Below are 13,341 nucleotides of genomic sequence, written 5' to 3'. Positions count from 1 at the left end.
CGCTTTTTCCCATATAATCCTTTACGCCTCGCTCACTCCAGCCCCAACAGCTGCCAGTCGATCAAAAAACTCTTCAAGCTTATGATTTGTTTCACCATTTGTCCCCTCATTTAATGTTGCTCGAACTTGCAAAATCTGCTGTTCTAGCGCCTCAAAAGAGAGATGCTCCACAGCAACAACATGCTCCACCAAAAGAGAACAACCTGAAAAGGTAATATTAGCAACGCCTCCACAAACAGCAAACAGCTTCTCTCCTGAAGAACTCAGGACACGAACACTTCCCAACACAATACTTGCCACCAGCGGTGCATGATGCGCCATCACTGTCAAAGCACCTGATGCTGAAGGAAGAACAACTGAGCTCGCCTGCTCTGAAAAGACAATCTTTTCAGGCGATACCAATTCAAACAAAAAATGCTCTTCTCTTTTGTGTTCCACAACAATCTCCACGAGGCTTGCTACAAGGACCCTTAGTCCTCTTGACACCAAGCATTCACTACAGATTTCTTCTTATGAAGAAGCCTCTGCAATGAGACGCTTTCCTTTTTCAATGGCTTCATCAATCGAACCAACCATATAAAAAGCTGCTTCTGGCAAATCATCATAATCGCCAGCACAAAGACCCTTAAAGCCTTTGATTGTTTCTTCTAAAGGCACGAGTTTTCCTGGTGAACCGGTAAAAGCTTCTGCCACATGGAAAGGTTGCGAAAGGAAACGTTCAATTTTACGCGCCCGCCCTACCAGCAATTTATCATCTTCCGAAAGCTCATCCATTCCAAGAATGGCAATAATATCCTGTAGTGCTCTATAACGTTGCAAAATGGTTTGCACTTGACAAGCAACCGTATAATGCTCTTCTCCCACAATTAAGGGATCAAGCATACGCGAGAAAGAATCAAGGGGATCCACGGCTGGATAAATTCCCTTTTCCGCAATGGAACGGGAAAGAACCGTTGTTGCATCCAAATGGGCAAAAGATGTTGCGGGTGCTGGATCTGTCAAGTCATCGGCTGGAACGTAAATAGCCTGAACAGAGGTAATAGAGCCTGTTTTTGTACTGGTAATACGCTCTTGCAAAGCCCCCATATCCGTTGCCAAAGTTGGCTGATATCCCACAGCAGAAGGGATACGCCCTAAAAGAGCAGACACTTCAGCTCCTGCTTGGGTAAAACGGAAAATATTATCCACGAAGAAAAGAACATCTTGTCCCTCATCACGGAAGCTTTCTGCAATGGTCAAGCCTGAAAGCGCCACCCGTGCACGTGCTCCTGGTGGTTCATTCATTTGCCCATAAACGAGCGCACATTTTGACCCTTCTGTTGAACCGTTATTTTCTTTTGGATTCACATTCACACGGCTTTCGATCATTTCATAATAAAGATCATTTCCCTCACGTGTACGCTCTCCCACCCCAGCAAACACCGAATAGCCACCATGCGCCTTTGCAATATTGTTGATAAGCTCCATAATAAGCACGGTTTTACCAACCCCAGCACCGCCAAACAAACCAATCTTACCACCTTTAGAATAAGGTGCTAACAAATCAACAACCTTAATACCCGTGACAAGAATTTCTGAGACGGTCGACTGTTCCACATATTCAGGAGCATCTTGGTGAATAGAGCGCATTTTTGTTGTTGCAATTGGTCCCACATTATCCACCGGCTCCCCAATCACATTCATAATACGACCAAGTGTTGCTTCTCCAACCGGCACACTGATCTGTGCTCCCGTATCAAAAACCTTTTGTCCACGAACCAGACCATCGGTGGTATCCATAGCAATGGTACGTACAGTATTTTCACCCAAATGCTGTGCGACTTCCAAAACCAAGCGATTGCCTAAATTATCAGTTTCCAATGCATTCAGAATATTGGGCAACACACCTTCAAACTGCACATCCACAACAGCGCCAATAACCTGTTTGATCTCACCAACGGCACCTTTTGCACGCCCTTCTTCTTTTACAGGGGTGTTTTTAGAAGAGCTCCGCGCGGACGGAGTAGAATCCTTCACATCCACTTGAGATTTCGAGGCGGCTTTTTTTACGCCCGAACGAGCAGCTGGCTTCTTTTTCTCAACTTTTGCTGCTTCCTTACTTGACGTCACTGCTTTTACCATCAATCCTTACCTTTTCACTTTAAAGCGCTTCAGCGCCCGCAATAATTTCGATCAATTCCGTTGTAATCTGTGCCTGACGTTGACGATTATAAGCCACCGTCAATTTATTAATCATTTCACCCGCATTGCGCGATGCATTATCCATAGCAGTCATTTTTGCGCCCATTTCACCAGCGACATTTTCCAGCAACGCCCGAAAGATTTGCACAGAAAGATTGCGTGGCACAAGAGCCTCCAAAAGAGAAGCAGCATCGGGTTCATAATCATAAACAATTGATTGTAAATCTTTGCTTTTATCTGCCTTTTCAACCATCTCTTCTGTTTCAATAGTTCCTTTAGCAGAACCCATCGGGATCAAAGGGAAAGCCGTTGGACGCTGATTAATCACGGAAACAAATTCCGAATAAAATAGCGTACAGACATCAAAAACACCCTCATTAAATAACGCAACAATCCGTTGGCTAATCATTGCCGCCTCAGTAAAACCAATTCGCTTCACAGCATGCAAATCAATATGATCAATCATCAAGGCTTTATAATCACGCGATAGAATATCTGCGCCTTTTTTTCCCACGGTCAAAATCTTAACGATTTTACCAGCAGCAAGCAGAGCTTTAATCTGCTCGCGTGCACGACGCACAATCTGCACATTAAAAGCCCCACACAGGCCACGTTCAGCAGTAAAAACCACCAAAAGATGCACATCATCCCGACCAGTCCCTCGCATAAGAGGCGGAGCATCAATACCATCCACATCAGCAGCAACACTGGTTAAAATAGCTGCCATCCGCTGTGCATAAGGGCGCGCGGACCGAGCTGCCTCTTGTGCACGATGTAACTTTGCCGCTGCAACCATCTGCATGGCTTTGGTAATCTTCTGTGTTGCCTTAACCGAGGCGATACGGTCTCTAAGATCCTTCAACGACGCCATTTAAGCATTCCATCACTTCATCACGAAAAATTCTTCGCATAAGACTTAAGAACAGTAAGTAACTTATCCTTCAGTTCATCGGTGAGCTGTTTCTGCTCAGCAATTGCCGTTAAGAGATCTTGATGATCACTACGCAAAAGTGTCAAAAGCCCTTGTTCAAATCGCGCGACATCAGACACAGCCAGAGGATCAAGATAACCATTGACTCCAGCAAAAATGACAGCGACTTGTTCTTCTGTTTTCAAAGGGGAAAATTGCGGTTGCTTTAAAAGCTCTGTCAAACGTGCACCACGATTTAAAAGACGCTGCGTTGAAGCATCCAAATCAGAACCAAATTGTGCAAAAGCAGCCATTTCACGATATTGTGCCAATTCCCCTTTAATCGAACCCGCCACTTGCTTCATCGCCTTAATTTGCGCAGCAGAGCCAACCCGCGACACAGAAAGCCCAACATTCACAGCAGGACGAATACCCTGATAAAACAAATTGGTTTCGAGGAAAATCTGCCCATCGGTAATGGAAATCACATTGGTAGGAATATAAGCAGAAACGTCATTTGCCTGTGTTTCAATGACTGGCAAAGCGGTCAAAGATCCCGAACCATTTTCTGCATTGAGTTTTGCCGCCCGCTCTAAGAGACGCGAATGAAGATAGAAAACATCACCAGGATAAGCTTCACGACCTGGTGGGCGACGAAGCAAAAGAGACATTTGGCGATAAGCCACCGCTTGTTTAGAAAGATCATCATAACCGATCAAAGCATGTTGCCCATTGTCGCGGAAATATTCACCCATCGCACATCCGGCAAGAGGCGCAATAAATTGCAATGGAGCAGGATCAGAAGCGGTTGCCGCAACGATAATGGAATATTCAAGAGCACCACGCTCTTCTAAAATTTTTACGAACTGTGCTACTGTTGAGCGCTTTTGACCAATAGCAACATAAATACAATAAACCTTATCCTGCTCGCGCCCAGAATCCTTTTCGTGGAAAGGTTTCTGATTTAAAAACGTATCGAGCAAAATCGCTGTTTTTCCTGTCTGACGATCGCCGATCACCAATTCACGCTGTCCCCGTCCAATAGGAATGAGTGCATCAATAGCTTTCAATCCGGTCGACATAGGCTCATGCACAGACTGACGCGGAATAATTCCCGGTGCCTTCACATCCACACGACGACGCTCTGTTGCTTTAATTGGTCCCTTTCCATCGATAGGATTTCCCAGTGCATCAACGACACGGCCCAAGAGAGCTGGTCCTACAGGAACATCCACAATCGTGCCTAACCGCTTAACACTATCACCTTCACGAATATCGCGATCAGAACCAAAAATCACCACCCCAACATTATCGATTTCCAGATTCAAAGCCATACCACGTACGCCATTTGAAAAAGCAACCATTTCACCTGCTTGGACATTGTCCAAACCATAGACACGGGCGATACCATCCCCCACAGAGAGAACCCAACCAATTTCTGAAACTTCAGCCTTTTGGTCAAAGTTTCTGATTTGCTCTTTTAGAATTTTTGAAATTTCAGATGGTCTAATATCCATCAGCTGACCTCTTTTTTCAATGCAAGCTTAAGCGAAGACAATTTTGTTACAAGAGACGTATCAATTTGAGACGCCCCGACACGAATAATTAATCCACCAAGAATTGTTGGATCAACACAGATGTTTAGCAAAACTTTTCCCCCGACAGTCCTTTCCAAAGCCTTGCGCAATTCTTGTTCATGACGAAAACTTATTGGGCGAGCAGAAATAATCTGCGCTGAAGTTTCTCTCCGAGAGAGAGCGACACGACGCTGAAAAGCATGTAAAATACCGGACAAGGCACTAAGGCGACGGTTTATTGTGATCATATGCAAAAAATTCCCAATGATCTGACCAGTATTCTTATCAGCAAATTTAATGCTCTCACAAACAGAATGCATCACCTTAAGCTGCTCTTTTACTGAAAAGAATGGGCTTTGTACAAAGCGTTTTAAGTCTTCATTTTGATCTAAGACAAGCAAAAAAGATGCGACTGCCTTTTCGACCTTTTCCACGGCTCCTGCTTCCTGCACGAAATCAAAAAGCGCTTGCGCATAGCGTTGATCTACCAATGGCAGCGGTATAAGAGAAAATGAATCCGACACGAAATACCGCCTCTTTTCCTTGAGCGACTCTCTGATAATTATCAGATGAAATGAAACAGACACTCTAAATTCTAAGAATGCCCTTCTTAAAACCCAGAATAAAAAACTTTTTGGTTTCTAGCATAGACACAACCGACTCGCAACACTGCAAATTAATGCTTTCTGAAAATTTCAACGAAAATATTCAAAATATTTTTAAAAAGGATTTTTTCAGAATAGGCAGATTACACTAGAGCTTACCTGTGTTTCTTTTTGACATTGTCTGAGAAATTTTTCAAGTCTCTTTTTTGCATCATAAGCGATGTGAAGCAAAAGTAGGACGCTTTTACCGCTACCGCTATCGAAAAAATGTTTTATTTCAAACTTATAAGCAAGAAATAATAACAGATATTCACCTTACAATAAGGAAAAAATGAATCTTTTTTAATCTCCCTTCTTTATCTAAAAATATCCCACCAACTCTTTTCATTTAAAACGCACTCTTAAAACAAATCCCCCTGCTAGAGCGCATTGTTTTGAGAAAATACCAGTCCATATAAGTCCAAACCCAAACCAAAAAGCAGTAACAGTCGAAAACGATAACGCCCTTAAAGAAGAGCCAGTGGAGCCTCTTTTCTCCCTATAACCAAGATTTTATCCCGTAGTGCAACTTGGCATGGCGCCCATGCATCATGTTCTACAGCTTAATACTTTTCTAGATAATACAATCAAAGAGGCAAACCAAATATCTTTACAGCCAATACCCTCTGTATTTTTCTAAAGAAAACTTTGTGGATCAATATCAATCTGAACCCGAACTAAAGAAGGCATTTTGGGTGCATTTGCAAGCATTCCACGAATAAAGCCTTGTACATCAAAACAACGCTGTCCTTGGAGCAAAAGTCGAAAACGATAACGCCCCCGAATGAGAGCCAATGGAGCCTCTGCTGGTCCCATGACTGAAATATTTTTATCCCGTGGAGCAGTTTGGCGCAATGCCCGTGCATAATGTTCAGCCATTTGACGTTTTTCTGAAGAAACAATCAAAGAAGCCAGCCGCCCATAAGGTGGAAGATGATAATGCTCACGCATAGCAATCTCATGGGTATAAAAATCCTCACTTTTTTGCGAAAGCAAAGCTTTTATCACCGGATGATCAGGCTGATACGTTTGCAAAAGACCTAGACTTTCTAGTCCCATACGCCCTGCCCTTCCAGTCACCTGAGACAAAAGCTGGAAAGTACGCTCACCCGCACGTAAATCGCCATTTGCAAGACCAAGATCGGCATCAATAACCCCAACCAGCGATAGCCCAGGAAAATGGTGCCCCTTGGCAACCAATTGTGTTCCAATAATAATGTCCAATTCGCCATTAGCAATGGCCTGCAATTCACGTCGTAATTGACCAATCCCACCCTGAAGATCGGTGGAAAGAATCAACAACCGTGCTTGAGGAAAAAGCTCTCGTGTTTCCTCAGCAATTCTTTCCACACCAGGCCCACAAGCCACGAGATGGTCTAGGGTTCCACATTCAGGACAAGCTTCTGGAAGAGGTTGATGAAACCCACAATGATGACACTTAAGCAGCCCTTGGGCGCGGTGCTCAACCAGCCAACTTGAACAATCGCGACAATGAAACCGATGTCCACAAACACGGCACAAGGTTAAAGGTGCATAACCGCGACGATTGAGAAAAAGCAGCGCCTGTTCACCTTTTTCAAGCGTTTGTTTTAAAGCTGACTCAAGAGCAAAAGAAATAAAACGCCCCCTTTGCACACCTCCTTGACGCATATCAACCACCCGCAATTTGGGAAGAGCAGCCTCTTGAAAGCGTGATGGCAAATGCACCTTTTGATAACGTCCCCACAAAACATTGACCTGACTTTCAATCGACGGTGTTGCCGAGGATAAAATCACAGGAAAATGCTCGAAAGAGCCCCGCGCTACCGCCATATCACGCGCATGATAAAAAATACGCTCTTCTTGTTTATAAGCACCATCATGCTCTTCATCCACCACAATCAAGCCAAGCCCATGAAAGGGCAGAAAAAGTGCCGAACGTGCTCCAGCCACAACTCGTATTCGCCCTTCGGCCACCTGCCGCCACACACGTTCACGACGACGCGGTGCCAAATCGGAATGCCATTCGGCAGCTCCCGCACCAAAGCGAGCATGAAAACGATCTAAGAATTGTTGTGTTAAAGCAATTTCTGGTAATAAAATGAGAACCTGCTTGCCCTGTGTGAGTGCTTGGGCAACCGCTTCAAAATAAACTTCTGTTTTTCCTGATCCGGTGACACCATCAAGAAGAAAAACTTGAAACTGAGAAGACAAAACACCATCCCGCAAAAGACGCGCTGCTTGACTCTGTGCTCCCTCTAACTGAGGGGAGCAAAAATCTGGATTGGGCGGTGCCATAAGAGCCGGTGGTGGCACCAAAACCTCTTCAAAAACCCCAAGTAATTTTAAACCTTCAACAACAGAAACAGAAGTTCCTGCCGCATGGGCAAGACCAGAACGCGTCCAAACCTCACCATCACGCGCCAACTCCAAAACCCGCAAGCGTGCTGATGTTAAACGCTCCACATCCCCCCCACAATACCGCAAACCGAGCTGTGGTGCTTGTGGTTCTAAAGCAGCAGGTACCCCCAAAACCAATCGTACCACAAGCCCAAGAGGGGTCATCGTATACCGGCTTACAAAACGCAAGAAGGCGATCATTTCCCCGCTCAACGGCGGACAATCAAAAACATGAAGCAAAGAGCGTAATTTTTTACCCGCCAAAGATGCAGAATTTTTCCCATCTCGTGTTGTCTGTTCTCCCATGTCCACCACGACACCACAAACTTGGCGTCCCATCACCGGAACACGAACAAAAGAACCAACCTCACACGCCATAGAAGGCGGAACCTCATAACTATAAGCTTGCGCAACAGGAAGAGGCACCAAAACGGAAACAATCTTTCTCACATCCCCTGTTCCATTTGACTTTATCTTTTGTCTCAAGATACAAACCTTTTATAAAAACAATGTCTCGCTGAGAGTCTCACATCCATTAGCAAATAATTCTTTGCCTAACTTATCATACGCCTCCCTCAACAACTTCCCCTTCAACAAATTCTTTGATAACAACAGCATTCATAACGAAACCATAAAAAGCACATCCTCTTAAAATGTCATATCTCCTCCCTAGCAAATAAAATGCAGGGTAAACACCAAGAGAAAAATAGTTTTCCTCTCTGTCACATATTTCGTCATCTTCTATAGCAAGATTATACGAATTCTTTTACACAACCAGTATTCCTGCCTTTCCTATTTTTGCTGTTTATCTTTGCAGTGTAGAAAATCATTACCTCATTTATTCTTTAGCCTTTATCAAAAACAGCTGTGTCACAAATTACATTTCCATGCACTCTCACTATTGGAAGACCAAAAAAACAACAGCCTCCCTCCTAAAAGATGGCTTTTTATGACTATAAGCATTTAAGGAACAATACCTTAGAGAGCTCACACCAATCCGCTCCCACATATCACCCCTCTTTTCCACAATCCATTTTACCCCTTCTCACTTTATGTCATAGCTTATCCTATAAGAATACAATCCTCCCTCTTGCTTTTGTCATAAACAATAGCGCATAACAAAAATAGGATAAAAGATCAGAAGCTTTGCGTACAAGAGTGAACAACCAAGGAGATGAGATATGAAATTTTTTGTGGATAGCGCCAATATTGAAGAAATCCGAGAGTTACAAAATTTAAACCTTGTTGATGGTGTCACCACCAATCCTTCACTCATCTTAAAATCAGGACGCAACATTTTTGACGTAACAAAAGAAATCTGTAGCCTCGTCAATGGACCTGTTTCTGCTGAAGTTGCCGCAACAGAATTTGAAGACATCATGAAAGAAGCTGCTGTTTTAGCAAAAATTGCTGACAATATTTGTATCAAGCTTCCCTTAACGTTTGATGGATTAAAAGCCTGTAGCGCTCTCACAAAACAAGGATTAAAAACCAACCTCACCCTTTGCTTTTCAGCCAATCAAGCTCTTTTAGCTGCCAAAGCAGGTGCAACATTCATTTCACCATTTATTGGTAGAATCGACGATTGCGCAAGTAATGGCAGTGAATTGCTTCATGAAATTCGCACAATTTATGACAATTACAACTTTGAAACACAAATTTTGGCTGCTTCAATCCGTACCGTTAATCATGTTAAAGAAGCCGCATTAAGCGGTGCAGATGTTGCAACTGTCCCACCAGCCATTTTAAAAGCGCTTGTGAAACATCCCCTAACCGATAAAGGGTTACAAATCTTTCTTGAAGACTGGAAAAAAACTGGACAAAATATCGCTTAATCTTTTGCAAGATCTCAAACCAACACAAAAATCTATTTCGCAATTTCATACAACACATTGATTTATAAATCATAATTATTTTTTCATGTTGAATAAAAGATCTGAATATCATAGGATTTTCTCATTGCAAATCTATTTAGATGGAAATAATAACATATTATTTGCCCATCATAAGCGAAATTGTTGTGTAGAGAAAAACACTGCAAAAAAGCATAAAAATACCTCTTTTGAACCGTCTCAAATGCCAAGGGCTTTAGCAACATTAGACGCTTGCAAAGAGCAGGATGGTATCAACTCGCAGCTCAACCACACGCCTGCCACGCATTTTCTTCTGCTTAGAGTGTTGTATATTCTTGGCATGGCGCCTCAAAAGATGCACAGCGTGCCCCCATGCACTTAAAATGCCGTTGTAATCATCAATATCCCAGCAGCCATTTTAAAGGCATTGGTAAAAATCCCCTACCGGTCAAGGATTACAGATCTTTCCTAAAAACTGGAAAAACGGAGAAAATACCACTTAATGAATTGAAAGATCTTTTGAAAGCAACAGCATAATCTCTTCAGCTAATTCTTCAGCCACGCGCTTCCTAGCATTTTCTTCTGCTTGTATTGTTGCATATTCTTGGCGCAACCGTTCAAAAGAGGCACTCATGCTTACCGTACTTTCAGCAAGGAGAACATTTTTCATATCTTGCAAAACATAAGAAACTTTTCCCACCACAGTTCCAACGGAAGGTCGCCCCTCTCTTTTTCTATCGCGATCAACTTCTATCTGTACAGATTTTCTTGTAAACATCGATGTTTTCAAGACCAATTGATAAGTGGGAGTAGAAGGTTTGCGCCCATTTCCATAAAGAAGAAACAACAAATGATTGCGAACCATCTGTCCAAAGCGATCTGACGGTTCTGCAACAACAACAGAGGCGAGTTTTTCGGAAAGACTCAAAGATTTTTGTTTTGGAGATGAATCATCATCAAAAACAGAATCCACAGAACCTATTTTTGTCGAAATCTGCGCGACTTGGCGATAAAGCGGCTCAACTTTGCACCCATACAAAAGAGTTAAGAAACCCGCTAAGCTTACAAAAATAACACTTTTAGAGAACGACATTGACAATCCTTTGTGGAACAATAATCATTTTTTTCACTGACTTTTCACCCAAATGCGCCTTTACAAAATCAAGAGCCAAAACAGCTTCTTCAATCATTTCTGGCGTAGCAGTTGCTGCCACCCTCACCTCACCACGTTTTTTGCCATTAATCTGTACCGGCAGACTATAGCAGTCCTCAATGATTAAGGTGGGATCATAAGCCGGCCAAGCAAGCTCAGACATTAAAGTTTTCTCCCCTAAAGCAGCATGGCACTCTTCTGCTAAATGAGGCATGATAGGTGCAATCATGGCAAGGAAAAAATCCACCCCTTGGCGCAAAGCAGCCTTCATTTCATCCTCAACACTTTCCACTTTATTTAATAAAGGTGCCATAATATTCAAGAGTTCATAAAGACGCGCAATAGCTCGATTAAAGGCAAATTTTTCCAAATCATCTTCCACAGCGTGGAGCGTTCGATGTGCTGTCTTTGAGAGTTGCAAAGCCGCACCCTGCTGCCCAGCCCAGGGCGCCACATTCCTTAACACTGGAGCACTTAAAGCCACATGGCGCCAAACGCGTTGTACAAAACGATGTGCGCCTTCAACCCCCGATTCTGTCCAAATGACATCCCGCTCAGGAGGGGAATCAGACAACACAAACCAGCGCACGGTATCGGCTCCATAAGATGCAATAATATCATCAGGATCAACGACATTCTTTTTTGATTTGGACATTTTTTCAATCAAACCAATCGTCACTTCACTCTGATCGGTTAATTTATAAGCACGCCGCTTTCCATCCTTTTCAACAATCGAAATCTCTTCTGGTGAAACCCAGCCCTTCTCATCCCGATAGGTTTCATGCACCACCATACCTTGCGTAAAAAGCCCTTTAAAAGGCTCATCCACGCTCACATACCCCATTAATTTCATGGCGCGCATAAAAAAACGTGCGTAGAGAAGATGGAGAATGGCATGTTCAATTCCACCAATATATTGTTGCACAGGCAACCATTCTCTTATCGCTTGGCTATCGACAGGCTCTTGTGCAAAAGGAGCAGTAAAACGTGCATAATACCAAGAAGAATCGACAAATGTATCCATGGTATCGGTTTCGCGTTTGGCAGGCTTTCCGCAAACAGGACAAGCAACAGCTTGCCACCTTTCATGGCGCACAAGAGGATTACCCGGCTGCTCAAACGTTACATCATCAGGCAACACAACGGGCAAATCGGCACGCGGCACAGGAACCACCCCGCAAGATGTACAATGGATCATAGGAATCGGACATCCCCAATAACGTTGACGTGAAATGCCCCAATCACGCAACCGAAATTGCACTGTTTTTTCCCCCTGAGGCTGCCCATACAGCATTTGCCCCTCAAGCCTTTTGGCTGCTTCTTCAAAAGCTTCTTGAGGTGTTAAACCATCCAAAAAGCTGGAATTGATCATCACCCCATCACCAATATAAGCCGTGTCCGTAATGACAAAATCTTCGCTCTCAACCCCTAAAGGCAACACCACAGGACGCACAGGAAGCTCATATTTACGCGCAAAATCCAAATCTCTCTGATCATGGGCAGGACAGCCAAAAACAGCTCCCGTTCCATAATCCATCAGCACAAAATTGGCGATATAAACAGGAATATGCACCGTTTCATCAAAGGGATGAACAGCCAAAAGCGATGTACGAAATCCTTGTTTTTCAGCAGTTTCAAGCGCAGCAGTTGTTGTTCCACCACTCCGACAATTGTCAATAAAAGCGCTCAATGCTTTGTCTTTTTGCGCGAGAGCTTGGGCAATAGGATGATCGAAAGACAATGCCAAAAAAGCAGCACCAAACAACGTATCAGGCCGTGTTGAATAACAGACCACTTCATTAAAGGACGGACAACCCTCATCGGCTTCCTCTGTTGGCTGCAAAGCCCAACGAATCAACAAACCTTGTGACTTACCGATCCAGTTTTTTTGCATAGTGCGAACTTTTTCGGGCCACTGTTCCAACTCTTCAAGCCCTGCCAATAACTCTTCACTAAAATCACTAATTTTGAAAAACCACTGCGTCAGTTCTCGCTGTTCAACTAATGCCCCCGAACGCCAGCCCCGTCCATCAACAACCTGTTCATTTGCCAAGACCGTCTGGTCAACGGGGTCCCAATTGACCTTAGCCACTTTGCGCGCCACCAAACCCTTTTGATAAAAATCAAGAAACAACATTTGTTGGCGGTGGTAATAATCCACATCACAAGTCGCAAATTCGCGCGCCCAATCTAGTGAGAGCCCTAACTGCTTTAATTGCCCACGCATCACGGCAATATTCTGATAGGTCCAAGTTTTGGGATGCACTTTATTTTGCATAGCAGCATTTTCAGCCGGCATACCAAAAGCGTCCCACCCCATAGGATGAAGCACATTAAATCCCTTTGCGCGTTTATAACGCGCGACAACATCTCCCATGGCATAATTGCGCACATGCCCCATGTGAATGCGCCCAGAAGGGTAAGGAAACATCTCTAAAACATAATATTTTTCACGGCGATCTTCCCCCACAGTCTGAAAAATTTTCTTTTCATCCCAAATTTCTTGCCACCTTTGTTCGCAGGCACGTGGATTATAGCGTTCACCTAAATTATAACGTTCAATCGTCATTTCTATGATACTCTTTATAAAATTGAACTTAAAAACTTGTTTTATGCTTGACCATGGATTAATCCCTTCGTCAAC

9 protein-coding genes are annotated in these 13,341 nt (G+C 43.5%); 1 reads left to right on the top strand and 8 read right to left on the bottom strand.

The annotated features are described in order from the left end of the window. Positions 1-21: 21 nt before the first annotated feature. The 6 genes from PVV64_RS00940 to PVV64_RS00915 form a co-directional block, all read right to left on the bottom strand. On the bottom strand, positions 22-438 hold the full coding sequence (locus PVV64_RS00940) for a F0F1 ATP synthase subunit epsilon (protein ID WP_273759215.1): 417 nt from the start codon (positions 436-438) through the stop codon (positions 22-24). Between the two features lie 72 nt (positions 439-510). After that, positions 511-2,121 carry a F0F1 ATP synthase subunit beta gene (atpD, locus tag PVV64_RS00935; RefSeq protein WP_273759214.1) on the bottom strand — a complete coding sequence of 537 codons (1,611 nt, stop codon included), beginning with the start codon at positions 2,119-2,121 and terminating at the stop codon, positions 511-513. A 19-nt stretch (positions 2,122-2,140) separates the two neighbouring features. After that, the gene (locus PVV64_RS00930; RefSeq protein ID WP_273759213.1) at positions 2,141-3,052 is read right to left on the bottom strand and encodes a F0F1 ATP synthase subunit gamma; all 912 of its coding nucleotides are present in this window, start codon (positions 3,050-3,052) and stop codon (positions 2,141-2,143) included. A gap of 20 nt (positions 3,053-3,072) precedes the next feature. Continuing rightward, on the bottom strand, positions 3,073-4,608 hold the full coding sequence (gene atpA / locus PVV64_RS00925) for a F0F1 ATP synthase subunit alpha (RefSeq protein WP_273759212.1): 1,536 nt from the start codon (positions 4,606-4,608) through the stop codon (positions 3,073-3,075). Next, positions 4,608-5,192 (bottom strand): ATP synthase F1 subunit delta, encoded by a 585-nt coding sequence (atpH, locus tag PVV64_RS00920; RefSeq protein ID WP_273759211.1) that lies wholly within the window; start codon positions 5,190-5,192, stop codon positions 4,608-4,610. Before atpH ends, atpA begins: the two co-directional genes overlap by 1 nt. Positions 5,193-5,948: 756 nt before the next feature. Beyond that, on the bottom strand, positions 5,949-8,165 hold the full coding sequence (locus PVV64_RS00915) for a primosomal protein N' (protein WP_273759275.1): 2,217 nt from the start codon (positions 8,163-8,165) through the stop codon (positions 5,949-5,951). Positions 8,166-8,872: 707 nt separating this feature from the next. Here PVV64_RS00915 and fsa point away from each other — a divergent pair. After that, positions 8,873-9,526, top strand: coding sequence for a fructose-6-phosphate aldolase (gene fsa / locus PVV64_RS00910; protein WP_273759210.1), 654 nt, complete (start codon positions 8,873-8,875; stop codon positions 9,524-9,526). Between the two features lie 517 nt (positions 9,527-10,043). On the opposite strand, the gene lptE is transcribed toward fsa, so the two are convergent. After that, positions 10,044-10,637 carry an LPS assembly lipoprotein LptE gene (gene lptE / locus PVV64_RS00905; RefSeq protein WP_273759209.1) on the bottom strand — a complete coding sequence of 198 codons (594 nt, stop codon included), beginning with the start codon at positions 10,635-10,637 and terminating at the stop codon, positions 10,044-10,046. Further along, the gene (gene leuS, locus PVV64_RS00900; protein ID WP_273759208.1) at positions 10,624-13,266 is read right to left on the bottom strand and encodes a leucine--tRNA ligase; all 2,643 of its coding nucleotides are present in this window, start codon (positions 13,264-13,266) and stop codon (positions 10,624-10,626) included. Before leuS ends, lptE begins: the two co-directional genes overlap by 14 nt. Between the last annotated feature and the right edge of the window lie 75 nt (positions 13,267-13,341).

Origin of the sequence: Bartonella sp. ML70XJBT.G (genome assembly GCF_028618575.1) — a bacterium.
Classification (GTDB): domain Bacteria; phylum Pseudomonadota; class Alphaproteobacteria; order Rhizobiales; family Rhizobiaceae; genus Bartonella.
This window is presented reverse-complemented; position numbering and strand designations above follow the sequence as displayed.

Coding starts and splice junctions, on each gene's coding strand:
- PVV64_RS00930 (WP_273759213.1), bottom strand. CDS start 3,052: ATGGCGTCGTTGAAGGATCTTAGAGACCGTATCGCCTCGGTTAAGGCA.
- leuS (WP_273759208.1), bottom strand. CDS start 13,266: ATGACGATTGAACGTTATAATTTAGGTGAACGCTATAATCCACGTGCC.
- atpD (WP_273759214.1), bottom strand. CDS start 2,121: ATGGTAAAAGCAGTGACGTCAAGTAAGGAAGCAGCAAAAGTTGAGAAA.
- atpA (WP_273759212.1), bottom strand. CDS start 4,608: ATGGATATTAGACCATCTGAAATTTCAAAAATTCTAAAAGAGCAAATC.
- fsa (WP_273759210.1), top strand. CDS start 8,873: ATGAAATTTTTTGTGGATAGCGCCAATATTGAAGAAATCCGAGAGTTA.
- lptE (WP_273759209.1), bottom strand. CDS start 10,637: ATGTCGTTCTCTAAAAGTGTTATTTTTGTAAGCTTAGCGGGTTTCTTA.